The sequence below is a fragment of the Calothrix sp. NIES-2098 genome, from assembly GCF_963875125.1.
Taxonomy (GTDB): domain Bacteria; phylum Cyanobacteriota; class Cyanobacteriia; order Cyanobacteriales; family Nostocaceae; genus Aulosira.
In genome coordinates this window covers 1,636,286-1,661,558 of the sequence record NZ_CAWNKJ010000001.1, presented here as the reverse complement: position 1 = coordinate 1,661,558, position 25,273 = coordinate 1,636,286, and the positions used below count along the sequence as shown (strand labels likewise).

General features: G+C 43.7%; 22 protein-coding genes. 16 read left to right on the top strand and 6 right to left on the bottom strand.

The features are described from left to right. Positions 1-3: 3 nt before the first annotated feature. The 15 genes from AACU33_RS06885 (at position 4) to AACU33_RS06815 (ending at position 18,634) form a co-directional block, all read left to right on the top strand. A complete protein-coding gene (locus tag AACU33_RS06885; protein WP_096587755.1) occupies positions 4-912 on the top strand; it encodes a MetQ/NlpA family ABC transporter substrate-binding protein in 909 nt (302 codons plus the stop codon). Between the two features lie 350 nt (positions 913-1,262). Then, complete coding sequence (locus AACU33_RS06880; RefSeq protein ID WP_096595169.1) at positions 1,263-2,594, top strand: LLM class flavin-dependent oxidoreductase; 1,332 nt, start codon at positions 1,263-1,265, stop codon at positions 2,592-2,594. Between the two features lie 70 nt (positions 2,595-2,664). Beyond that, on the top strand, positions 2,665-3,297 hold the full coding sequence (gene yfcF / locus AACU33_RS06875; protein ID WP_096587754.1) for a glutathione transferase: 633 nt from the start codon (positions 2,665-2,667) through the stop codon (positions 3,295-3,297). Between the two features lie 113 nt (positions 3,298-3,410). Continuing rightward, the gene (locus AACU33_RS06870; RefSeq protein ID WP_096587752.1) at positions 3,411-4,649 is read left to right on the top strand and encodes an acyl-CoA dehydrogenase family protein; all 1,239 of its coding nucleotides are present in this window, start codon (positions 3,411-3,413) and stop codon (positions 4,647-4,649) included. A gap of 417 nt (positions 4,650-5,066) precedes the next feature. Continuing rightward, complete coding sequence (locus AACU33_RS06865; protein WP_339375811.1) at positions 5,067-6,731, top strand: rhodanese-like domain-containing protein; 1,665 nt, start codon at positions 5,067-5,069, stop codon at positions 6,729-6,731. A 356-nt stretch (positions 6,732-7,087) separates the two neighbouring features. Beyond that, entirely contained in the window at positions 7,088-7,966 is an 879-nt protein-coding gene (locus tag AACU33_RS06860; protein WP_339375810.1) for an ABC transporter permease, read from the top strand. Further along, complete coding sequence (locus AACU33_RS06855; protein WP_339375809.1) at positions 7,953-8,756, top strand: ABC transporter ATP-binding protein; 804 nt, start codon at positions 7,953-7,955, stop codon at positions 8,754-8,756. Before AACU33_RS06860 ends, AACU33_RS06855 begins: the two co-directional genes overlap by 14 nt. Continuing rightward, complete coding sequence (locus AACU33_RS06850) at positions 8,746-9,810, top strand: ABC transporter substrate-binding protein (protein WP_096587735.1); 1,065 nt, start codon at positions 8,746-8,748, stop codon at positions 9,808-9,810. Before AACU33_RS06855 ends, AACU33_RS06850 begins: the two co-directional genes overlap by 11 nt. A gap of 137 nt (positions 9,811-9,947) precedes the next feature. Then, entirely contained in the window at positions 9,948-11,294 is a 1,347-nt protein-coding gene (locus tag AACU33_RS06845) for an LLM class flavin-dependent oxidoreductase (RefSeq protein WP_096587734.1), read from the top strand. A 119-nt stretch (positions 11,295-11,413) separates the two neighbouring features. Continuing rightward, positions 11,414-12,721 (top strand): LLM class flavin-dependent oxidoreductase, encoded by a 1,308-nt coding sequence (locus AACU33_RS06840; RefSeq protein WP_339375808.1) that lies wholly within the window; start codon positions 11,414-11,416, stop codon positions 12,719-12,721. Between the two features lie 36 nt (positions 12,722-12,757). Further along, entirely contained in the window at positions 12,758-13,996 is a 1,239-nt protein-coding gene (locus tag AACU33_RS06835) for an acyl-CoA dehydrogenase family protein (protein WP_096587731.1), read from the top strand. 75 nt (positions 13,997-14,071) lie between these two features. Next, positions 14,072-15,430: an LLM class flavin-dependent oxidoreductase gene (locus tag AACU33_RS06830; RefSeq protein ID WP_339375807.1), complete on the top strand. Its 1,359-nt coding sequence runs from the start codon at positions 14,072-14,074 to the stop codon at positions 15,428-15,430. Between the two features lie 3 nt (positions 15,431-15,433). Then, on the top strand, positions 15,434-16,519 hold the full coding sequence (locus tag AACU33_RS06825; protein WP_096587729.1) for an aliphatic sulfonate ABC transporter substrate-binding protein: 1,086 nt from the start codon (positions 15,434-15,436) through the stop codon (positions 16,517-16,519). Positions 16,520-16,607: 88 nt separating this feature from the next. Further along, positions 16,608-17,432, top strand: coding sequence for a hypothetical protein (locus tag AACU33_RS06820; RefSeq protein ID WP_096587728.1), 825 nt, complete (start codon positions 16,608-16,610; stop codon positions 17,430-17,432). A 20-nt stretch (positions 17,433-17,452) separates the two neighbouring features. Further along, complete coding sequence (locus tag AACU33_RS06815; RefSeq protein ID WP_096587726.1) at positions 17,453-18,634, top strand: LLM class flavin-dependent oxidoreductase; 1,182 nt, start codon at positions 17,453-17,455, stop codon at positions 18,632-18,634. A gap of 585 nt (positions 18,635-19,219) precedes the next feature. Here the strand turns inward: AACU33_RS06815 and AACU33_RS37560 are convergent. The 6 genes from AACU33_RS37560 to AACU33_RS06790 form a co-directional block, all read right to left on the bottom strand. Next, positions 19,220-19,375 carry a hypothetical protein gene (locus AACU33_RS37560; protein WP_445291782.1) on the bottom strand — a complete coding sequence of 52 codons (156 nt, stop codon included), beginning with the start codon at positions 19,373-19,375 and terminating at the stop codon, positions 19,220-19,222. A 41-nt stretch (positions 19,376-19,416) separates the two neighbouring features. After that, complete coding sequence (locus AACU33_RS06810) at positions 19,417-19,884, bottom strand: GNAT family N-acetyltransferase (RefSeq protein ID WP_096587725.1); 468 nt, start codon at positions 19,882-19,884, stop codon at positions 19,417-19,419. Positions 19,885-19,972: 88 nt separating this feature from the next. Continuing rightward, positions 19,973-20,857, bottom strand: coding sequence for an ABC transporter permease (locus tag AACU33_RS06805; protein WP_096587723.1), 885 nt, complete (start codon positions 20,855-20,857; stop codon positions 19,973-19,975). Positions 20,858-20,868: 11 nt separating this feature from the next. Continuing rightward, a complete protein-coding gene (locus tag AACU33_RS06800) occupies positions 20,869-21,666 on the bottom strand; it encodes an ABC transporter ATP-binding protein (protein ID WP_096587721.1) in 798 nt (265 codons plus the stop codon). 94 nt (positions 21,667-21,760) lie between these two features. Next, the gene (locus AACU33_RS06795; protein WP_096587720.1) at positions 21,761-22,786 is read right to left on the bottom strand and encodes an ABC transporter substrate-binding protein; all 1,026 of its coding nucleotides are present in this window, start codon (positions 22,784-22,786) and stop codon (positions 21,761-21,763) included. 331 nt (positions 22,787-23,117) lie between these two features. Continuing rightward, complete coding sequence (locus AACU33_RS06790) at positions 23,118-24,056, bottom strand: ABC transporter substrate-binding protein (protein WP_096587718.1); 939 nt, start codon at positions 24,054-24,056, stop codon at positions 23,118-23,120. A 536-nt stretch (positions 24,057-24,592) separates the two neighbouring features. On the opposite strand from AACU33_RS06790, the gene AACU33_RS06785 reads away from it, so the two are divergent. Beyond that, positions 24,593-25,258, top strand: a complete 666-nt coding sequence (locus AACU33_RS06785) for a nuclease-related domain-containing protein (RefSeq protein WP_339375806.1) — start codon at positions 24,593-24,595, stop codon at positions 25,256-25,258. Positions 25,259-25,273 lie beyond the last annotated feature (15 nt).

Below are 25,273 nucleotides of genomic sequence, written 5' to 3'. Positions count from 1 at the left end.
AAGATGAGGAGTAAATATCAAGGAATTAATTTTACAGGCATCAACCGCCGCTATTTTCTGCTAGGAACGGGAAGCACAATTTTATCCGTTCTTTTCGCGAGTTGTACATCAAATAAAAATTCCTCTAATACTCAACCAAGTAGCCAAGCAGTTAGCCAATCCACTACTCAGCCAGCTAAGACAGCTTTACTGAAAGTCGGTTCTCGTAATACTACCACTGAAGATGTTTTAAAGTACATTAAAAAAGAAATAGCCCCTAGTCAAGGCTTCGACTTTGAGATTGTGACTATCGCTGATTCGGTGAAAATTAACGATGCTCTTAAGGGTGGAGAAATCGATGCTAATTTTTTCCAGCATGAACCATTTATGAAACAAGCCGCCAAAAGACTCAGCGCGGATTTTGTGATGTTAAATCGCAGTTATACTACAATAACTGGACTCTACTCTAAACGGCTCAAAATCAAATCAGTGAATGAAGTTCCTGTAGGGGCAACAATCGCAATTTCTAATGATGATAGCAATCAGGATCGTGCTCTAAAATTCCTCAAACACATCAACTTAATCAATTTAAAAGAAAAGTCAAGTGAGTATTTTAGTGTCAAGGATGTTATTGATCATCCCAAAAAACTGCAAATTAAGGAATTAGATAATTACGCCATTGTCAGAGCTTTGGATGATTTAGATTTAGCTGTGACATCTGCATCTTTTCTAGTCCAAGCAAAGGTAAACCTAGAACCCATTATCTTAGATGAAGTTGGTATGGCTAACAAAAATTATGCTGTGGGACTAGCAACTGTACAATCAAAGGTCAACGATCCAAATATTCAAAAACTCAATCAATTAGTTATAGATCCTAAATTGAAGGAGTATATCAACAACTACCTTAAAGGTACGATCGCCCCGGCTTTTTAAAAAGAAGAAATATTGAGGAAGTTTAAATTTTGGTTAAATAACTTCTCAACCTAAAATTCAGTATAAGGTTAATCTAATAATTTAGGACTTACGCAGTGTCAGATATTTTTCATGCTTTTTGTCAATGGTCAATAGTCCATAGTCCAAAAACCTGAATTTTGACCATTGACTTTTGACTTTTGACCACCCTTGTGAGGGTTTTTGTATTTGGTGTGTAAGTCCTATAATTATGCCTGATGTGAATTTGAAATCCCCCTTTTTTAATGAGGGTTTCAAGACTGGTTAAAATCGAGATTTTGCAACTCAATTCACATCTAGATGTAAATCCAAAATTGTTTGATGGAGGGCTGATGAGCAAAGCAAAGCAATTGAAACTGGGTGCGTTTATGCGCCCTGTAAGTATACATACTGGCGCTTGGCGTTATCCTGGGGCTTTGCCTGATGCGAATTTCAACTTCCCAGCACTGAAAAAATTTATCCAGAAACTAGAACAGGGCAAGTTTGACGCATTTTTTATGGCCGATCACTTGGCGCTGCTGAATATGCCGATTAACGCCCTCAAGCGCAGTCACACAGTTACTTCCTTTGAGCCTTTCACTCTGCTTTCTGCCCTCGCCAGTGTTACCGAACACATCGGTCTGGTAGCCACAGCTTCCACGACCTATGACGCGCCTTTCCATATTGCTCGTCGCTTTGCGTCTCTCGACCATATTAGTGGTGGTCGTGCCGGCTGGAATATTGTTACCACATCCAATCCAGATGCAGCGCTCAACTTCGGCTTAACAGAAGATATAGAACATGACGAACGCTACAAGCGAGCTAGGGAATTCTACGATGTCGTCACTGGTCTTTGGGATTCCTTCGCTGATGATGCGTTTGTTCGGGATGTAGAATCAGGGATTTATTTCGATCCCGAAAAAGTTCATGTTTTGGCGCATCAAGGAAAGTATCTTTCGGTACGGGGGCCATTGAACATCGCTAGGCCTGTCCAAGGTTGGCCTGTGATTGTTCAGGCGGGTGCTTCCGATGCTGGGCGACAATTAGCTGCTGAAACTGCTGAGGCCGTATTTGCGCCGGCTGGTAATTTGGAAGCAGGTAAGGCTTTATTTGCTGATATTAAGGGACGGGCGCAGTTGATTGGCCGTGACCCGGACAGCATCAAAATTCTTCCTGGTGCTTTGGTAATTGTGGGCGAAACTGTGGAAGAGGCGATCGCTAAACGTGCCCATTTGGATAGTCTAGTACACTATGACAGTGGAATTGCTAGCTTGAATAGTGCCCTTGGCTACGATGTTTCTGGTTACGATCCAGATGGCCCCTTGCCAGAAATCCCTGAGACTAACGCTGGTAGAAGCTCACGCGAACGAGTCATAGCCCTGGCTGAACGTGAGAAGCTAACTATTAGGCAGTTGGCGCAACGTATCGGTAGTTATGGCGGATTAGCCTTCGTTGGTACCCCCCAAAGCATCGCCGATGAGATGGAGCAATGGTTGAATGAAGAAGGGTCTGACGGCTTCAACATCATGTTTCCTTTTTTACCTGAAGGGTTGAATGATTTCATAGACAAGGTTGTGCCAGAACTCCAACGGCGGGGAATCTTCCGCAAAGAATATGAAGGGAAAACTCTACGGGAAAATCTGGGACTTGTCCGCCCTGCTAACCGCTTTTTCGAGTCTAAGTAATGATTTAATCCCTCAGCTTGCCTCTAAATATCAATTGTCAAAACATTATTAGCCTTCATAGGAGGATACATTGTCATCTACATCGCTTGTTCTCTATGTCGATTCCCAGTACGCTAGCCCCTATGCGCTCTCGGCTTTTGTATCTCTGCATGAAAAAGCATTAGCATTCGATATCCAAACTCTTGATTTAGCTGCTAATGTCCAAAATGAGCCAGATTTTGCAGCTAAGTCATTAACGCGGCGCGTACCAACTTTGATTCATGACGGATTCGCCTTGTCTGAATCCTCTGCGATCGCAGAATACATCGATGAGGTGTTTCCCGGTACTCCGTTATACCCAAAAGAACCACAGAGCCGAGCTAGAGCGCGTCAGGTACAAGCCTGGCTCCGTAGCGACCTCGCGCCCATCAAACAAGAACGCTCGACTGAGGTTATTTTCTACGGAGTCAAAAAGCCACCACTTTCTCCGGAAGCAAAAAAAGCTGCTGAGAAATTATTCTCTGCTGCTGAGTTACTGCTTGCTAGCAACACTGAAAACCTATTCGGTCAATGGTCTATTGCTGATGTGGATTTGGCCTTAATACTCCATCGCCTAATTCTCAACGGCGATCCAGTACCCGATAAATTGGTAGCTTACGCCAAGCATCAATGGGAAAGGCCATCTGTTCAGCTATGGGTAAATCAACAACGCCCAGCACTGTAAATCAATTTTAGATTTTGGACTTCGACTTCGCTCAGTCGAACGATTTTAGATTTTGGATTTACCCATCAGTCGCTAATGGCAGATTTTCCCCACGATATTTAGAGAGAGAAATAATGATTAAGAGTCCAGAGAAACTTGCAGATAAAACCTTCGAGTTTACAACCCCTGTAAAAGCCAACTCGCCGGAACTCCAGCAGCTTTTTGATTTTATTGCTTTAGGTGCTTCGGAACGCGATCGCGATCGCATTCTGCCTTTTGATATTATCGAACTACTCAAGCGATCGCGCTTGGGTGCATTGCGAGTTCCTGTGGCTGAAGGTGGCGGTGGTAGCAGTTTACGCGAACTGTTTGAAGTCATAATTCGCCTGGGAGATGCTGACCCCAACGTCGCCCATATTATCCGCAATCATTTCGTTGTGATTGAGCGAATTTTGCGATCTGAACGCAGCGAAAGAAATCGTCGCTGGCTAAAGGCGGTTGTTGATGGTGCATTCTTCGGATTCGCTGGTAGCGAACTAGAAGTTAAACGAGCTGGTAGCGGCACAGTATTGAATACGAAACTCACACCAGAAGCAGGTGGATATCGGCTCAATGGCTCAAAATATTACAGTACTGGCAGTTTGTATGCAGATTTCGTTGCTGTGCGCCTATTAGCACCCGATGGCACTCCAGCAACAGCGATTGTACCCACTAAACGCGAAGGGGTTGAGCTTGTAGACGATTGGGATGGTTTCGGACAACGGTTAACAGGTACAGGAACTACAACATTCACAAATGTTCGCATAGAGGCAGATGAAGTAGTTTTTGATACGGATGCAGATAACAGTCTCCTCACCTACAACGCTACAATTCCGCAATTGTTCTTAACTGCTGTTAACACAGGTATTATTCGTAACGTGCTGCGCGATGCGACAAACCTTGTCCACAAACGACCCCGAACTTTCTACCATGCTGTAGCCGAGCAAGCAGCAGACGATCCACTCATCCAGCAAACAGTAGGGCAAATCTCCGCTAACGCTTTTGCTGCGGAAGCGATCGTGTTAGCAGCCGCCGATGGACTCGATCAAATTATTACCGCCCGCGCTAAAGGCGAAGATGAATCAGCTGCTTCCCTTGCAGCTTCTTTGCGAACAACCAAAGCTAAATTAGTTGTCGATGAATTGACATTGCGCTCAACTACCTTGTTATTCGAGGTTGGTGGCGCTTCCACAACCAAAAAAAGCTCGAATTTAGATCGTCATTGGCGCAACGCCCGTACCCTGTCCTCACACAATCCAGCTGCTTTCAAAGCGCGTGCGATCGGCAACTACGAAATCAACGGTACACCTTTACCGACAGGAGCCTTTTTCTAGGCGCTGATGTGAGCGATCGCACAAAAAGGGCATGAAAATCAATGAACTTAAGCTAAAAATTGTCTTGGACTTAGCTTTGTCGCCCGCCTGAGAATTCATTCTCAGGCTCATAACCCAAGTCTACTGAAGTAGACTCAAGATTTTGAGGATATTGAGGAATCTGACGATGACTTTGGCTATTAGCAAGAAACTTCAGTTCCTTGCGGTAACTGGGTTTCGCCTTAAGTTGACACAGATGCCCAATGCCCCATGCCCATTTTCTAAAAGCTTGCTGATTGTTACAACAAATTGACAACTTGTGGGAAATTTGGGAGCATAATCTACGGTATATCGGTAGATTATTAGTAGTTTATAGATTATTTGGGGATTGTAATTTTGAATTTTGAATTTTGAATTTTGAATTCGGAGCGAAGCGACGTGACTTCCACAACTCAACTTGACACCGTTCTAGACAAGGGTGATACGCCTTTTAGGCGCGTCACACCTTTGGAACTGCGGGGACTACTCGTAGATGGCGAAGAACTTGCAGTATTCGATGTTCGCGAGACTGGTGTACATTCCCGTGATGGACATATCCTTCTGAGTGTATCGCTACCACTCAGCCATCTGGAATTGTCGATCGCGTCCTTAGTATCGCGCCGTAATACTCGGATTGTCCTCTACGATGGAGGGGATAATGTACTTGCAGAACGTGCAGCCAAAAAGCTTGCAGAACTGGGCTATAGCAACATTAGCATTCTCAGTGGTGGAACTGCGGCATGGCGAGAAGCTGGATATGAGCTATTCACAGGGGTAAATGTGATTGGCAAAGCGTTTGGTGAGTTTGTCGAACATTTCTACAGTACGCCTCACCTGTCAGTCAGTGAAGTCAAGTCTCGTATCGATGCTGGCGATAATATTGTAGTTTTAGATAGCCGCACTCTTCCCGAATTTCAAAACTTCAGTATTCCCGGTGCGATCGCATTACTTGGGGCTGAATTAGTTTACCGTTTCCACGAGGCGGTGAAAGATCCCAATTCTCTAGTAGTGGTAAATTGTGCTGGTAGAACCCGCAGCATTATTGGCGCTCAAGCCCTGATTGATGCAGGTGTACCCAACAAAGTTGCATCCCTAGAAAACGGCACAATGGCATGGTTGATTGAAGGACTGGAACTAGATTCTGGGAAGTCAAATTTTGCACCCTTGCCTAGTGGTTCTGCGTTACAGGAAGCAATTGCTGCGGCTAATCGGCTAAAAGCACGTTTCGGTTTACAAACAATAGACAAGCAAACCCTGAACCATTTCCAGAACGAGCAGGATTCTGGATTGCGATCGCTTTATTTACTAGATGTCCGTGGACAAGAAGAATTTGCAGCCGGACATTTACCCGGATCGCGTTTAGCACCCGGCGGACAGCTGGTACAGCAGACAGGACAGTGGGTAGGAACCAGAAATTCTCGTATTGTCTTAGTCGATAATGCAGATGGAGTTCGTGCTGCGATTACAGCTGCTTGGTTGGTGCGGATTAATTGGGCGGAAGTCTATATTCTAGAGGAGGCGCTGACAGGCGAGCTAGTGACTGGGGCGGAAACTGTTGATGTGACATTACCAAATGTCGAAACCATCGATCCAGCGACATTGCATCAAGAGATTGAAAACGGCTCAGTAATTGTCATCGACTTAGATACCAGTCTGAACTATGAACGGGGACATATTCCCAAAGCCTATTTTGCTATCCGCTCTCGACTAGCTGACGATGCTGCGCGTTTACCCGGAGAAGGAAGTATCATTCTGACATCTAGTGATGGTAAGCTAGCGGCGTTTGCGGCTGTTGAACTAGCAGCAGTCACTCAGCGTTCGGTGCGGGTACTTGCTGGTGGGAATGCTGCTTGGAAAAGTGCTGGGTTGCCATTGGAGAAAGATACGATCGCACTTTTGCATCCATTTGAAGATATTTGGCGGACACCGTACCAGTATAAAGAAGAAAGTCAGCGCTTTGCGGCGTTCCGAGAGTATCTTGATTGGGAGATTGATCTGGTGAATCAACTCAATCGCGATGGTACAGCAAATTTCCGCACTTTTGCAGAGGATAAACAATCTTAGGACTTACGCACAAACTACGGAAGAATCGAACCGCGAAGACACGAAGGACACGAAGAAATAGGAGTTTCAAAGGTATTTTGCGTAAGTCCTGAATCTGTGTAAGCAGAGGTGAATTTACTCAGAATTTTTTTAACGCAGAGGAATACAGAGGTTAGCGCAGAGTCACGTAGAGTGTTTTTGAAGCATGAAGAAATGGCATTGCTGAATTATGGGATGAAATTTAACAGCTAAAAATTTAAAACTCCTTATTCTCTCTGCGCCTTTGCGCCTCTGCGTGAGACAAAAATCATCCTATCAATCAGCAACGCCTATTTGTGGAATAAATCCAAAAATCTAAAATCCAAAATGGTATCACCGTGAGTGCTTTTGATTCTAACGGGATTCAACTACAGACAGAATTATCTAGCCAAACTCTAGAACTTGTCGATCTCAGTGCCAGAACACAGCGATCGCCTTGGCATGAAGCTTGGGATTTGTGGCGCGGGCGGCTCATTAGAGTAGCTAGTCCAGTATCGATTATCATCCTGTGGCAGTTGGTTTCGATGTTCGGCGTTATCCCAGTAGAGATACTGCCATCTCCGACGGATATTTTAGCGGCATTTGCAGAGTTAATCAGACTCGGTGAACTACAAGAAGCACTGCCAACTTCATTATCGCGATCGCTCACCGGGTTGACTATAGGTGGCAGTATTGGTCTAATTTTAGGTTTATTTGCAGGTTTGTGGCGAATTGGTGAAGAAATTTTCGATGCACCATTGCAAATGCTGCGGACAATTCCATTTATCGCCCTTGTACCACTGTTTATCACTTGGTTTGGCATCGATGAGACAGCCAAAATTATTGTGATTACTGTTGCTACTATATTTCCTATTTATCTGAATACCTATGCAGGGGTTCGCGGTGTCGATCCCAAACTCTTAGAAGCTGCCACTGTTTTTGGACTTTCGCGTCAGGAGACAGTGCGTCACGTTATTATGCCGATGGCGTTACCTTCTATTCTGATTGGTTTGCGCTTCTCTGCGGGTACATCATTACTAGCGTTAGTTGTAGCCGAACAAATCAATGCGCGATCGGGTATTGGCTATATCCTCAACAATGCCAACGCTAACCAACGCTCTGACATCATTATTGCCGGCATCATCGTCTATGCAGTGCTGGGAATTACCAATGATGTGGTGATGCGTCTGATTGAGCATCTAGCTCTACCTTGGAGGCCGAACATTGTCCTTAGTTAATCACACACCATCCCAAACTACTACCTTGCACGCGGTGGAACTTACCCAAGTCCGCCGGATCTTTGGTAAACGGGCTGTTCTTGACGGTATCGATTTGAAAATCCGCCAAGCCGAATTTGTCGCGGTGCTTGGCCCTTCTGGTACTGGTAAAACTACACTCCTACGTCTATTATCTGGTCTCGATCGCACTGATAGCGGCTCAGTACGAGTAGCAGCTAACCGTTCAGTTGTGTTTCAAGAACCCCGGCTAGTTTTCGCCAAGCGAGTCTGGGAAAATGTCGTATTGGGACGCAAAGGAATTGGTGCCAGACGAGAGGCATTGATAGCTTTAGAAGAAGTTGGACTCGCTACTCATGTTGATGTTTGGCCGAAGACTCTTTCCGGAGGAGAAGCGCAACGTGTAGCCCTTGCTAGAGCCTTAGTTAAGCAGCCAAATCTACTACTACTAGATGAGCCATTCGCCAGCCTTGATGCTCTCACCCGCATCAAAATGTATGAATTGGTGGGTCAACTTTGGGAACGCCATCATCCGGCTGTTGTTCTCGTTACCCATGATGTTGATGAAGCTATCTTATTGGCGGATCGGATTTTGGTATTAGCACATGGCTCTATCGGTCTAGATTTAACAGTGAATGTAGATAAACCACGCGATCGCGCCGATCCTGCTTTTGTCTCACTTCGCCTGCGTCTATTGGCAGAACTCGGCGTTGTCCCAAACCAGACACAACAACCAACTGAACTAATTCAAAACGCCGTCTTATCGCACGGGAGAACTCATCATGAAATTTAGCCGGCGGGATGTTCTCGTATCCCTGGGCGTATTAACTGCGGGAGCGATCGTTAGCTGCCGTGACCTGAAAAAAAGCGAAAATGGTAAAACTTCAGTCACAGCTGCACCTGTGAGTGCTAGTAATGGGCGAGTCAAGCTCATCGTTGGACAACAGGATAACGCTTTACAAGAAACTGTTGCCGCCTCTGGGGTGCTGGAGGGATTACCCTACGATTTACAATGGGCGGTGATTCCCGGCCCTGCTGCCCAGTTAGCTGCACTTTATTCCAAAGCGATTGATGTTGGTTTAGTGGGTGATACTTCGTTGATTGTCGAACAAGGGCGTGCCAAAACCGATTGGACAGAAGCAACCGCCCCACTGCAAAACGTCGCCTATCGCAAGAACCCCAATCCAGCATATCGAGCAACCATCACCGCAGTCCGCAACAGTGCCAATATCAAAACACTAGCGGATCTCCGAGGTAAGAAATGGGCTTCTAATTTTGGTGGTATCAATTATTTCATGTACGTATTATCGCGAATTGAAGCGGGATTGAAGCCCAAAGATGTGAATTATGTAGAACTCGTTGATGGCGCTGCGGCAGGTGCTGCATTCAAAGCCGGTCGTGCTGATGTTTTTTCGGGAAGCGTCGGCACGATTAAGGAAGCTCTAGATAGTGGTGATGCGCGGATTTTGCTTTATGCAGAAGATTTGGGAATGCTGGCGGCTGGTGCTTTTACAGCCCGTACCGATGTCATTCGTGATCCAGATAAGAGCAAAGCACTGGCTGATTTCTTTGAGCGAGTCCGCAAACACTACGATTGGTACGCTAAAAATCTTGATGTCGTAGAAAAGATTTACGTTGAGAAACGCAAGCAGAAGCCCAAGTTAGCAAAATATTTCGCAGCGCAAAGCTTTGGTGCATTTGTTCCCATTGATGACGATGTTGTGAAGCGTCAGCAGCGTCTTGCCGATAGATTATTTGACGCGGGAGAGATTCCGAAAAAAATCGATGTCAATGCTCATAACAACCGACAGTTTAATTCGGCAACGATCGCATCTAGCAGCAAGTAATTATTAATTCGTAATACTTCGGCTTCTCTTCGAGACACTATGCGAACGCTCAGTACAAGTTCGTAATTCGTAATTTGGGAAATCTTCATTCTGCCTCCTGCCTCCTGCCTCCTGCCTTTCTTCAGGGAATCTAGACAATGACTAATCGTCGCCAACTACACCTTAATCTGCTATTCAATAACGCTGGTAACTATAGCTCGGCTTGGCGCTGGCCTGATAGCGATCCGGGTGCTTTTATAGATGTACAATATTACGTCCGCACAGCCAAGCTTTGCGAGCGGGGAACTTTTGATGCGGTTTTTTTAGCGGATCATCCGGCTTTGAGTGATTATCCTGAATATCGCCCATTTCAATCATTGGAGCCGACGATCGCATTGGCGACGGTGGCGGCTGCTACTGAGCGCATTGGACTAATTGCTACAGCCTCGACTACATATAATGAACCTTTTAATATTGCCCGTCGCTACGCCACCCTAGATCGTGTTAGTGGTGGTCGTGTTGGTTGGAATGTTGTAACTACAGCCAATCCAGAAGCTGCATATAACTTTAGTCAAACCGAAGTAGTTTCCCATAGCGACCGCTACGAAAGAGCGGCGGAATTTACGGAGATTGTCCAAGCTCTTTGGGATAGTTGGGAAGATGATGCATTCATTGGTGATAAAGAATCTGCCCGGTTTATCGATACTTCCCGCGTGCATTCAATCAACCACAAAGGCAAGTATTTTTCTGTACAAGGGCCGTTGAACGTGCCGCGATCGCCTCAAGGTCGCCCCGTTTTAGTGCAAGCTGGTGGTTCCGATGATGGGCGAGATTTGGCGGCGAAATATGCTGAAGTTATCTTTACGGCGGCTCAATCCCTACCACAGGCAATTGACTACGCTAATGATTTACGTAACCGCGCTCGTAAATTTGGGCGATCGCCAGATTCCATTGTCATCCTACCCGGTCTTGTGACTGTCATCGCCAGCACCGAAGCCGAAGCTAAACGCCGCGAACAAGAACTCTGGGAACTAGTTCCGATAGAATACGGACTCGGTAGGTTAGCCAATATACTGCAAGTTGACCCAGATGTTTTAAAGTTGGACGAGCGTTTACCAGAGAATTTGCCACTACCAGTAAATAGCAATCAAACTATGTTTAATGTTGCAGTTAATGTAGCTAGAAAGGGCAATTTGACTGTGCGGGAGTTAATCAAAGCTTTAGGTGGTGGTGGGACGATGCATCGCATTATTGTCGGTACACCAGAACAAGTGGCAGATTCCATTGAAGAATGGTTTCTATCGGGTGCAGTTGGTGGTTTTAATGTAGTACCAGACGTAATTGCTTCAGGTTTGGAAACATTCGTTGATTTTGTTGTCCCAGAACTGCGCCGCCGAGGAATTTTTCGCACTGAATATACTGGCCGCACTCTACGAGAGCATTATGGACTGGAAAGGCCAGAAAGTCGATATGCGCGCGAAAAACGTCAAGCGATTCCCGCCTAAATTAGCCCAAGTCTGCCTATTGAAAAAGACTGTAGAAATTATACCAATGACCAATAACCAATGACCAATGACAGCCCTTACCAGTATTTTTATTGCAATGCCCTACTCATATGAGACAAATGCATCTCGCTGGTTTCATGATTGCTTCCCAAGTGGTTCACTCTCATGCTCTGTGGCGACATCCCCGGACTGATTCGGGTTTTCTGGAAGCTGAATATTATCAAAACATTGCCCGTGTTTTAGAGCGAGGCAAGTTTGATTTACTGTTTTTTGCTGATGTATTATCCATGCCCGATCGCTATGGTGGTCATTTTGAACCCAGTCTCAAGTATGGCGCACAAGGGGCTGTGATTCTCGATCCTTTATTGGTAGCCACGGCAATGGCTGTAGTTACTAAACATATAGGTATTGGTATCACCCGTTCTACAACCTACTACCAACCATACGATTTAGCACGAGCCTTTGCGACTCTCGACCACATCAGCAAGGGAAGGGTGGCGTGGAATGTAGTAACATCCGGCAAAGACAGTGAAGCGCAAAATTTTGGCATAGACAAACATCTAGAACACGATACCCGTTACGATCGCGCTGATGAATTTATTGAAGTCGCCTTTAAACTCTGGGATAGTTGGGAAGAAGGGGCATTAGTTTTAGATAGAGAAAACGGGATATTTGCTGACCCTGAAAAGGTGAATTATGTGCAACACGTTGGCAATTGGTTTAAGGTGCGTGGCCCTTTAACTGTTCCCCGTTCTCCTCAAAGACGGCCTGTAATTATTCAAGCTGGTTCTTCTGATAAAGGTAGGGAGTTTGCAGCTAAATGGGCAGAGGTAATTTTTGAAATTAGTCCTAATCCCACAATTATGAAGTCCTATTACCAGGATGTGAAGTCTCGGCTGGCGAAATATGGACGGAATCGAGATGCTTGCAAGATTTTACCAGCTATCATGCCCTTTGTGGGAGAAACAGAGACAATTGCCCGAGAAAAGCAAGCTTTCCACAACAATTTGGTGCATCCATTAGCTGGTTTATTAATGTTTGCCAACAGTTCTGGAATTGACTTATCAGAACATCCTTTAGATGAACCTTTACAAAAACTTGAGGTTTCAGGTTCACGAGGACAGTTTCAAATGATTCAAAAATTGAGCGAAAAAGAAGGTTTAACGCTCAAAGATGTGGGACAAGCTTATGGCAGAAGTGTGTTAGTGCCGCAATTAGTTGGTACTCCTACTCAAATTGCTGATGAATTGGAAGTTTTATTCCGTGAAGAGGCAGGTGATGGCTTTATCATTTCTCCTGCTTATCTACCTGGAGCTTTTGATGAATTTGTCGATTTAGTTGTACCAGAACTCCAAAAACGTGGGTTATTCCGCAAAGAATATACAGGCAGTACCTTAAAGGATTCTTTGGGAGTAAGTAAACACTAAAGCTATTACAAACTATAAACATCAGAGATAAAAACAATGATTAAGAGTCCAGAAAAAGTTTTAGATACCACCATTGAGTTTTCGGCTCCTGTAACTCCAAAATCGCCGGAACTTCAGCAGCTTTTTGATTTTATTGCGGCTGGGGCTTCGGAGCGCGATCGCGATCGCATTCTTCCTTTTGATATCATCGACCTTATCCGCAGTTCTCGGTTAGGTGCATTACGCATCCCCGTTGCTGAAGGTGGCGCTGGTATTTCAGTGCGGGAGCTATTAGAGGTTGTGATTCGCCTGGGTGATGCCGATCCTAACGTCGCTCATATTGTGCGAAATCACTTCTCCGTCACAGAAAGAATATTGCGTTCTCAGCGCAGCGACAGGAATCGTCGATGGCTCAAAGCTGTCGTTGATGGTGCAATTATTGGACTGGCGGCGACAGAACTAGAAGCCAAACGCTCTGGTGGCGGTCAAGTCGTGAATACAAAATTAACACCCGATGGCAATGGCTATCGTCTGAATGGTAAGAAGTATTACAGCACTGGCAGTATTTATGCAGATTTAATTTTCGTGCGGGTGTTAGCAGCAGATGAGACTAATGCCTTCATCCTCATTCCGCTCAACCGTGAAGGAATAGAGCTTGTAGATGACTGGGACGGTTTCGGACAAAGGCTAACAGGTACAGGCACAACTACCTTCACCAATGTTCGTGTCGAAGCTGATGAAGTCATCTTAGAGACAGATACAGATAGAGACAACTTACCCTACAACATCGTCCCGCAAATATTCCTGACAGCAGTGAACGCAGGGATTATTCGCAGCGTATTGCGCGATGCCATCAATCTCATCCACAAACGCCCCAGAACCTTCTACCATGCTGTAGCCGAGCAAGCAGCAGATGACCCACTCTTACAGCAAACCGTCGGTCAAATCTCCGCCAACGCCTTTGCCGCCGAAGCGATCGTCCTAGCCGCCGCCGATGCTCTAGATCGCCTTGCGATCGCCAAAACCCAGGGTGAAGAAGCAGAAACAGCAGCAGCACTAGCAGCTTCTTTGAGTGCCTCCAAAGCCAAATTAATTGTCGATGACTTAGCACTACGTTCAGCCACTCTATTATTTGAAGTTGGTGGAGCTTCCACAACCAAAAAAAGCTCAAATTTAGATCGTCATTGGCGCAATGCTCGCACCTTAGCATCCCACAACCCCAGTCATTTTAAAGCCCGCGCCATTGGCGACTACGAAATCAACAACAAACCACTACCAACCAGAGGATTCTTCTAAAATCAGTTAACTGTTTAGATGGGCAGAGGAGACAAGGAATTTTGGATTTTAGATTGGAATCCAAAATTGTTTCCAATGCCCCATGCCCAATCCCCAATTATGAAACAAATGCATCTTGTCGGCTTCATGCACTCGTCCCATGTAGTTCTCAGCCATGCTATTTGGCGACATCCCCAGACGGAACTGGGCTTTTTGGGGGCGGAATTTTATCAACACATTGCCCAAACTCTAGAGCGTGGCAAGTTCGATATGGTGTTTTTTGCCGATGCCCTAGCATTTCCCGATCGCCACGGTAATAGCTTTGAGTTGGGGTTGAAGTATGGCGCGCAAGGGGTGGTACGTCTCGATCCCATTTTGACGGCTACGGCGATGGCGCTGGCAACGCAATCCATTGGTGTGGGTATTACCCGTTCTACTTCTTACTATCAGCCTTACGATCTAGCGCGGATGTTTGCCTCTCTGGATCATCTTTCTAAGGGACGGGCGGCTTGGAATATCGTTACCTCTAGCCGCAACTCAGAGGCGCAGAACTTTGGTTTAGAAAAGCATCTAGAACACGATCGCCGTTATGAAAAAGCCGCAGAATTTGTTGAGGTGGTAACGAAACTCTGGGATAGTTGGCAAGATGATGCGCTGATTTTAGATAAAGAAAGCGGTTTGTTTGCCGATCCCAGCAAGGTGAATTATGTAAACCATGTAGGCGAATGGTTTAAGGTACGGGGGCCTTTGACAGTACCGCGATCGCCTCAAGGTCGTCCTGTATTAATTCAAGCTGGTGGTTCCGAACGAGGAAAAGATTTTGCCGCTCAGTGGGGTGAGGTGATTTTTGAGATTAAACATACACCCGCCCAAATGAAAGCTTTTTATCAGGATCTAAAGTCGCGCCTTGGTAAGTTTGGCAGAAATCCTGATGAGTGTAAAATTTTACCTGCAATTACACCTTTTATTGGCGAAACAGAAGCTATTGCAAAGGAAAAACAAGCTTTACACAACGAGTTGATTCATCCCGAAGTTGGAATCTTTACTTTGTCGAGCCACATGGATTACGACTTTTCCCAACATGATCTCGATGCGCCAATTGCAGATATCACCGTCAATGGAACTCAAGGAATTTTTCAAGCCGCTAGGGAATTGAGTCAATCAGAAGGTTTAACACTGCGAGATATCGGTAAACTCTACGGTCAAGGAGTCTTAACACCCCACATTGTCGGCACACCAGAACAAATTGCGGATCAATTAGAAGCCTTATTTAAAGATGAAACCTGCGATGGCTTTGTGATTTCGCCAGCTTATTTACCGGGGACTTTTACCGAGTTTGTCGATACCGTTGTCCCAGAATTACAACGCCGGGGATTATTCCGCACAGAATATAGCGGCGCGACTTTGAAAGACCATTTGCGATCGCCATCTGTCCGACCATTAGCCAAGGTATGATATATGACTCATGAACCTAACAAGCAGATAGGAAGACATCAAAAAAATACTCTCCCTGTCTGTTCTTGGAAAAAAACCCTTTTATTTCTCGCTGTTGTTTTTGGCTCCAGTCTACTGACAACTGCTTGCAGTTCCGCCAAAAGTGATCAATCCGCCACTACGTCTGCTAATAGTCAACCCCAAGCCTCCGCAGTCAATCAGTCTGCTAAAAATGGAAATTCCACCACCATCAAAATTGGTTACGTCAAGTGGGCATTACTCCCAATTGTCAGAGAACGTGGCACTCTAGAAAAAGACCTCGCCTCTCAAAATATTCAAATTAACTGGGTAGGCCCTTTCCCTAACTTTGCCCCTCTTTTAGAAACACTCAACGCCCGGAGTACAGATATTGCTTCAGGTGGCAGTATTCCAGCGATTACGGGTCTAGCAGGTGGCGCAGACATTTGTTTAATTGCATATCGTCCTCCAGATCTAAAATCACAAACTATTGTGATCCCAAAAAATTCTCCGGTGCGCCAGGTTAGCGATTTGGTAGGTAAAAAAGTTGCGGTTAATAAGGGGGGAGGGGGTGAACTTGCACTTCTACAAGCACTGAAACAGGCGAAGATACCTGAAAACAAAGTTGAGCGAGTTTATCTGGGGCCAACTGACGCTCTACCTGCTTTCCTTCAAGGACATGTAGATGCCTGGGCAATTTGGGACCCAGGACTTTCAACAGCAGAAGAGCAGTATGGCGCTCGTCGTCTTGTAGAAAACAATCCTGCTCCTAGCTATGGAGTCTATGTAGTTCGTCGTCCCGTATTAGCTGAACATCCTCAAGCAGTAAAAGCGATTATAGACATCCTCAAACAAGAGGGAGAATGGGCAACTAACAATCCCGAAAAGTCTGCCACCATCTTAGAAAAAGCGATGGGGTTATCGGCTCCTGTCATTAAACGAGTAGTTGCTAACCGACCACCTGAACAAGTACGGCCTTTTGATGCGAAGGTAATTGCTGATATCCAAGAAGTTGCTGATTGGATGGTGGAACAAAAAGTTATTCCCAAACGGGTAGATGTGGCTTCAGCAGTCTGTCCTGCGGTGAATTAGGAAAGACATAGCATAACGCTATGCCCTTACTCTAGGGGCGAATCAATCTGTGCATGAGATCGATAAACAATCAATCAGGAGATTCACAATGACTGCAACTTTATCAAAACCAACCTGGAATGCAGAATATGAAACTCAACTCCTCGATCGCCTAGTTGCTGAATATGCTCCTAACTTGCCTATAGTAGATAGATCGCAAACCCGTCCCCCACAAACGCCAGAAGAAATCGCCAATGTAGGTCAATATCGAGTTTTTGGCGCGGCTCATGATTTGTTTATTGTCCAAGCGATCGCCAAAGCTATTGGCCCCATTATTGACGATCTGCACTGGCAGTTATCTTTAAGCCGACAATTGGCAGATGATGGCGCACACGCCCTTGATAGTTTGTTAAGGGCACAAGAATTGCTGGGATACGATCCCGTTGATGAAGTTAATCAACTCATTCAAGAACAGTGGGAAGGATTGGGCGATCTACCCATTCGAGATTGGTTAGGATTTGCCGCTTTTCAATTACATTACGAACTTCACAACGTTGGTACATTCTTATTAAATGGTAAAGTCGGTCGCATTAAAGACCCGCAAACCTCTAGCTACTTTGCAGAAAGAGTATTACCTGATGAAGCCGTCCATCGTTTTGCGGTGATTGATTGGTGGAAAGACCGCTACGATCGCGCATCAGCTAATGAAAAAGCTGAGTTAGCATCACAATTTCTAGAAGTGGATGAAGAGTTTCAACGGCGGCGCAGTCCCATATTAAAAAAATATTACTGGCAGAAAGCTTATCTGTCCGCAGGTATTGATTATATCCCACAAGTCGGTGCTATCTACGACGCTTGGCGCAGAGAAGTTCTTGCTTATTTATTGGATATTCCCATAGATCAGCTACCAAAACTCGTGAGTGTAGATGATTAATTAGAGGAGAAAACTGAGCTATGACTGCAATTGACACTACTTCCTCAAAAACAAGTATTATCGGCCCCGCAGACTATCTTGAAAGTCCATTATCCCAAGCTCTCAAGCAACCTATTCTACTAGGATTATTCTTGCCAATTCATCATGGTGGCTGGAGTTCGTCAACTCTACCACGCACTACCGATTGGTCATTTGATTACAATGCCAAGCTGACCCAAAAGGCGGAAGAATTGGGTTTTGACTTGGTGTTTGGTTACTCTCATTGGCAACCAAAGGGCGGACTTGGCCCCACACGCACAGAAGCTGGTTTAGATGCATTTATCGCTACTGCATCCCTTGCCAGTATTACTTCACGCATTATTTTAATTGCTACAATTCACGTTCTTTACGGCCCTTGGCATCCTGTCCATCTGGCTAAATTTGGTGCAACTCTTGACCACATTTCCCAAGGTCGCTGGGGAATTAATGTGGTGACTGGACACCGTGCTTATGAACATGAACTATTCGGTTGGAGTCAAATCGAACACGATCGCCATTATGAACTCGCTGATGAATTTGTCACTGTCTTAGAACGGCTATGGTCGGAAACGGAGAATTTTTCTTACACAAGTCAGTCTTCCTGGCAGTTTAAAGATGCCTATATTAGCCCCCGACCACTTTATGGACGGCCTATCCTGGTCAATGCTACTGGTTCGGACGCTGGTATCAATTTCGCTGGTCGCCACTCTGATATCGTGTTTATTACTAGTCCTGCTGGTGGCGATATTGAAAGCGCACTTGCATCATTACCAGCACACACCGCCCGCGTCAAACAGTCGGCGATAGACAAGGGGCGACAAGTAAGGACTTTGCTAAATCCTCTGATTGTTGTGCGTGAGACAGAAAAAGAAGCAGAAGCATACGCCCAAGCAATTATTGATCAAGCCGATCGCGAGTCGATAGCTGGACGTTCTCGTTTCACTAGCGATGCACACGCCTGGAGAGGACATCAGAAGGGCAATCTACGTCATGGTGTCGGTAGTGCGATCGGTGGTAATGTTCAATTGATTGGTTCGCCAGAGCAAATTACTGAGCAACTCTTGCAACTAAATAAAGCTGGTGTTGATGGTTTCCAACTCGCCTTTTATGATTTCGAGCCGGATCTTGATTTCTTTGGTAAGCGCGTTTTACCACTACTCAAAGAGGCAGGACTGAGACTGTAACCAGACCAGACAATAATTGAGGAATGAATTTAAATGCCAATACACTTTGATATCTATAGGGCTTACGCAAGTTTCACAAAATATTAAAGTTGTTTCTAGTGTTGACAGTAGCTATCGATAAATGCGACTGTGCTTACTGCCTCTGTGCGTGGCGTAACCATCCCCTTTACTATTTCCAATTTCCTTCCTGATTATACTCCCCCCGTAGTAGCAAAAGAGAGATAATGTTGGGTTTTAGGTAGTTATATTTTGCACTCAAATATGTAATGAGATCACAATTATAAAGGGGAATTTTTATCAATTTTTTCTAGGTTCAAATTCAGCCAATTTAGTATTTGACTTTTACTTATTACTAGAAAGAAAGACCGATTTTCCTAAGATTCTTTTAGACACTAAGGCAGTTATTTAAAAAGTAGAGTGGGTTTTACCCACCCTACAATTGGTAAGAGGAAAGTTAGAAAAAGCAACAAATAAGTATCATATCTGTTGGACTATTAGTTATGTCCGTGTTGATGAAGACAAGTTAAATATTTTGCAACAAAAAATATATAAATCTGACATAGTGTTTTGCGATCGCCTGACATTCTACACTAATTTCAATAAGGTCAGTTGCGTCCAATCTTGATGGATATATCGCACCACACTATCGGCAATTTGAAACATTTCAATATCATTGTTACGATCGCTAAATACAATCAGCTTATTGTCTTTTAATCCATAGGCTGCTTGCAGGGTGAGAATTGCTTGGGCTTATGTTGGTCTTCTTTTTTTGTTTTTAATTTTTAAATTTTTAATTTGAGTTCCATAAATATTTCTGCTATTTCATTATCATTATATTTATTAATTTCTTGAAATCCATATTTTTCAAATATCTTCCTGGCTGCAATAGATTTTCTCATCGTATCCAACCTTAATATATTTAATTCGGTTTTTTGGGCATTCAATAATAAATGTTTTATTAATAATTTACCTATTCCTTTACCCTGATACAAAGGTAAAACAAAGTATCTTTTAATCTCTCCTATTTTATCTATTTTGTTTAATATCTTTAATCCAATACTTCCAATTACTGCGCCATTTTCAATCATTATCCAGAAGTTTCCACCTGGATTTTGGTATATATTTTTAATATTTCTTATATCCGCATGTAAGCCAGTTGGATCAAATTTATATCCTCTGTACGAATACATTATTTCCAAAAATTCTTCTAAACTAGCCTGGGATTCGTAACTGTATGAGATTAATTCCATTTCTTTTATATCGATTTAGCAATACCGTATTTCTCCCTGCTTGCTCACTGAAAAATCCGGATCATTTTTGCTAAAGTGGATGCTCCCTTTACAATTCTCTAGTATTAGGTCGCCAGCGTAAAAGATACGCTTCTAAAACCCGAACGCCCCAATCGAGTAAAACACTAATAAATGCTAAAACTATTAATATTGACCAAGCTTTATCAACATTCAATGTTCCTTGTGCTGCCATTAAGAGATAACCTAAACCTTTAGTAGAACCGATATATTCAGCTACAAGCGCACCGACTAAAGCCATACCTAAACTTGTGCGAATCCCTGCAATTACCCAACTCAGAACTGAAGGTAATACAACCATCCGTAATATTTGCCAGCGATTAGCACCCATGACTTGAAATGCTGCAACTAATTCGCGTTCTATGCTCTGAAGTCCTTGATATGTGGTAAAAAAGATGGGGAAAAAAGCGGCTAAAGCTGCAAGCAAAATTTTGGAGAGTAATCCTATACCAAACCAAACAATAAAAAAGGGCGCTAGGGCAATACGAGGTATAGAATTAAAGACTTGGACGTAAGGTAAAGTTATAATTGCTCCTTGTGGAGAATAAGCTAATAAAATTCCTAAACTTATACCTCCAGTCATGGCTAAAATTAGCCCACCCATCGCTTCTTGAAAGGTGACAAAGACGTGTTTAAATACTGTTCCTTCAGAAAATAGTTGCTGTAATTCTTTGACAATCAGACTTGGTTTACCAACAAGAGCAGGTTCAATAAATTGAGGAACGCCAAACGCGCCTGTACCCAGTTCCCAAATAACTAAAATTACTACTAAAGGCGTGAGTTGGATTGCTAATTGTATTATGCGTTGACCCCAGGTAATTGTGTTGGGAATAGAACCAGAAATTTTTGTCTGTTTATGATTAGCAGAAAGCGCAGATTGTTCAACAGATACGCTGGGATTGCGGGTAGTTCTCATGTTATTCTTTGTTAGCGTTGAAAGAGTGCGAATCCTTGGTCTTGTTGTTGTAATACCTGTTTAGTTAAATCTGACCACATCTCACGCTGGATAGTTTGAAATTGAGAATCAGTGCGAATCGCGATCGCAGATCGGTCTTTTGGTAAATTAATCTCAAATTCCTTGACAATTGTGCCAGGACGGGAGCTTAATAAAAATACTCTCTGGGAAAGTGCGATCGCTTCATCCAGGTCATGAGTTACCAATAAAAAGGTACATCCTGTATCACGCCATAATCGCAAAAATTCATCCTGTAACAAAGCGCGTGTTTGAGCATCTAGACTACTCAGAGGTTCATCAAGTAAAACTACATCGGGTTCATAAATCAGCGTCCGAATCAGCAACACACGCTGCTGCATACCCCCCGATAGTTCTCTGGGAAAACTATGTTCAAAACCAGACAAACCATATTTTTCCAGTAGCGCTAAGGCTTTTCTTCTTCCTTCAGTTCGAGATACACCACGAATCTCTAAAGGAGCCGTAACATTATCTAAAACTGTGCGCCAGGGTAGCAAAGTTTGCTTTTGAAACAAGTAGCCAATTTGTTTGATACCACTGGTATTAAAAGTCCCTTGTACCTCTGTACCAGAACTAATTAACCCTGCAATCACATTTAATAATGTACTCTTACCGCAACCACTAGGGCCAATAAGTGTGACAAATTCACCAGCATTGATGCTCAAACTGACATCATGTAAAGCTTCAATCCGCTTATTTTTACTCCAATAAGAAATGGAGAGATTTTGAGTTTCAATCATTGAATTGGGCATAGGGCATAGGGCATGGGGTATTGGGATGATAAATTAGTAATACTAACCTCCTTTATAGTTTCTTAATTTTGAATTTTGAATTTTGAATTGTTTACTATGCTCTATTTCCAGCAAATTTATCGAACACTGCTTGAGAATAGGGAACTAATTTCTTAATAATTCCCGTGTCGTAAAATACTTTTTGATCTGCAAGATATGCAGACTGACTAATCGAGGCATTTTTGGGAACTGAGCGCTTGAGTTCAGTACGAAGACCTGTCAAAATAGCATCTAAATTTGCACTATCAAAGCGTTTACCCACTGCTTTGAGGATTTGTTCTGGCTGAGTTTGGTGCATATATGTGAAAGTGCGATTGACTGCAACAATCAACCTTTTAACTGCTTCGGGTTTTTGCTCAGTGACGCGCTGATGACTGAGCCATGCACGAGTCATAGCTTCCCTAGCACCAAAATATTTTTGATGCACCTTGGGATCGAGGGCATTTAGTAGTTGAAATACTGTTCCTTCTTTAAGTAATCTGTGCAAATCAGGCGCACCTGCAATAGCTGCATCAGCCTGACGAGTTTTTAGCAGGCTATAGGTAGATGCAGTTGTACTTTGCACATATTCAACATCTTTATCGCTCAGACCATTTTGACGCAGATATTTGACTAATACTGCCCAACTCCAAGTACCAATTTCACCTGCCGAAATTCTTCTACCTTTAAGGTCAGCAACTGACTTAATTTGAGAGCGTAAATCAGAACGTACAATTAAAGAAGTATCAACAAGATTGCGACGATTAGCTACAACATTCAAAGGTACACCTTTCAGGCGAGACAGATAAACATGTAAAGGTGCTTGTGCCGAGAAATCAATTTCTCCAGCAATCAAAGCATCTCGCATTTTGGCACTACTTTGAAATGTAATTACTTCTGCATTTAAACCAGCAGCTTGGAAAAAACCTAAATCTTCGGGAATCCAAACATCAATGGAGTTAATACCAGTTACTGCTCCCAACTTGACATTAATAGTTCCCTGACTGGCTGCGGGCTGGATGATGCTGTCCCAACCCATTGTAGCTAGAGCGGTGGTTGCTCCTATGGACGCATATTTTAAAAAGTTTCTACGTGTATACATTGGGAGATTCAAGAGCGATTTCAATGAGAAAAGATTGAGGCAAATAATTCAAAATTCAGAAAGCAAAAAATCTTCAGCAAAGTCTGAGACTATATCTCTGTTGCATTCTTTTTTTCAATCAGTATCAGATAGATATTCTGAACCTGATATTCTGAAGTTTTAAATGCTCCTTGCCCCAATTTTTATGTGTGTGTATTGAGTTTGGCTATAAGACTAGTACAGCACGGCAGAAATAAACTCTCTATCCCAAATAAACGCAACACTGACGCTATATTCATTTTGAATTTTGAATTCCGCCTTGCGCTACTAGTCTCCAGAAACTTTTTCAGTACTATGTCAGCGCGACAACTCGGTTATCTACAATCTGTTTGAAAGTGGCATCAGGCTCGATGAGTCCCCACTCTACCATCCAATTGTAGGTACGACGGAAGTCGGCTTCTGGGTATGGTGCTGGATCTACGTAGCGTAGTCGGTTACGACGAAAGTCTGAAGGCTCAAGGCTTACAATATCCTCAGCTACGTCATCAATGAGATACTTCACATAGCGGATGGGATCGGCTTGTAAATCCTTCACTGCTCGACGGATTGCCTTATTGATCGCCTCGAAGGTTTCTTGATCTAGTTCTGGACTACCAATTTCCAACCCTACATAGTGAGCCTCGGCAATGATTTTGTAGCCTAGTTTTTCGCCTACTGTAATCCAAGGCTCCATGACTGCAACTGCATCAACTAACCCATCACGCAGAGCTACAAATCGGTTGAAGCGTTTGCGATCGCCACCACCATCTATATGTACTACTTTGATTTCCTCTTTGGGTAAGAAACCTTCAAGGGTTTGGATAGCGATATAGTGGGAGCCGTGGTGAAAGTTTACGCCCACGGGAACGTTAGCTAAATCCTGTGGGATATTGTAGGGGGAGTCTGGCCGGACAATAATTGCTTGGCTAGCGATCGCCGCACGTTTTGCCACAACTTGTCCACCACGGGAACTATCATAAGTACGACGCACTTGTCCCCATTCACAAGCACGATAGAGGCTGCTTTCACCTTGCTCGAACAGTGATGGGCCACCAAAAGAACTCACTAACCGATGATCGTCAATCAGTTGGATACCGGGTGAGCGATCGCCATAACCTCGTTGAACAAACTCGATATCTAGCCCCTCATCGGCAAAATAGCCCTGCTCGCGAGCCACGTAGTACGGTAAAGAAAACACCGTACCACTGATCTCGTTCTTTATTTTCTTGAGTGTAAGATTTTCGTTACTCAAGGTCTATCTCCTTACTAAAAGGATTTGACTGACATAAGCGAGACTTATTCTCCAGTAAATACGTGTATTTAGTCAAGATTAAATATATGTAACTTAACTCAGCGATACATCTGTGCGGAAAAGCGATCGCATTTTGGGCGTTGCTGATTGATGGGATGAATTTTGTTTCGCGCAAAGGCAAGCCAGTGCGTTGGGCGGGTTCTCCGACTTGTAGCAACTGGCGCGCAAAGACGCAAAGAATCAATATTTAACCTTGGTCAAAAATCTAAAATCATCCCGCATTTATGCAACGCCACTTGAAATACCTAGATAAAGTTGCGGTCTACATAAGTCTTCCCATGTCATCTTCCCAAGGTGAACGTCGTGGGTGCGAGTCCCATCACCCGCTTTTGATTTGTAGAGCAACAAATTATTTATCAGAAATTTTTAGATTGTGTCTGGTTAAATAATATCTATTCAAAAGTTTCCTAAAATATTTAAACTAATTTAGATACTATAATTAAAAAGTTTAAATTAACACTATAAAACATAATAAATTGCCGTCAAAAAAAAGACCACCAGGAGACAATATCCATAAGCTGGGTCAGAAAAGACACCAATCTGCATTGTTGCGCTATGCTCTAGCATTAGCTATCCTTGTTGGTACAGTTCTTTTATTTGTAACTAATAGTACTTCTTATTTACGATTGTTGCTCTTACTAGCAGGGTTCACAAGCTCCTACTATTTGTATTGCAGTGGACGACATTTAACAAAACGAGCAGGAGATGCTCAACGTGGTGCTAAAGCTGAAAAAGAGGTAGCCGCTTTATTACGTCCTTTACAGCGTCAAGGATGGCAAATAGAATACAACTTACCAATCAAGAGATGGGGAGATGCAGATTTAGTATTGCACTCCCCTAAAGGCAATTGGTATGTGATTGATGTCAAATCTCACGGAGGTACTAAAGTTTACGAAAATGGTCATCTACGAAAGCGTTATGGCAAAGATACTTATGATTTTGAAGAAGGAGATTTGATCGGGAAAGTGAAAGGTCAAGCTCAGGAAGTGAAGAGTTTAAAAAGTGCGCGCTGGGTAACTGCGATGCTTTGCTTTACAAAGGGTGATGTCGATATTTTTTGCAATGAGATTACAGGCGTTTATATTGTGAATACTATCAATTTACTCAGCATTTTGTTGCAGTTAGAGCAGTATAAAATATAAATAAATCAGAAACAA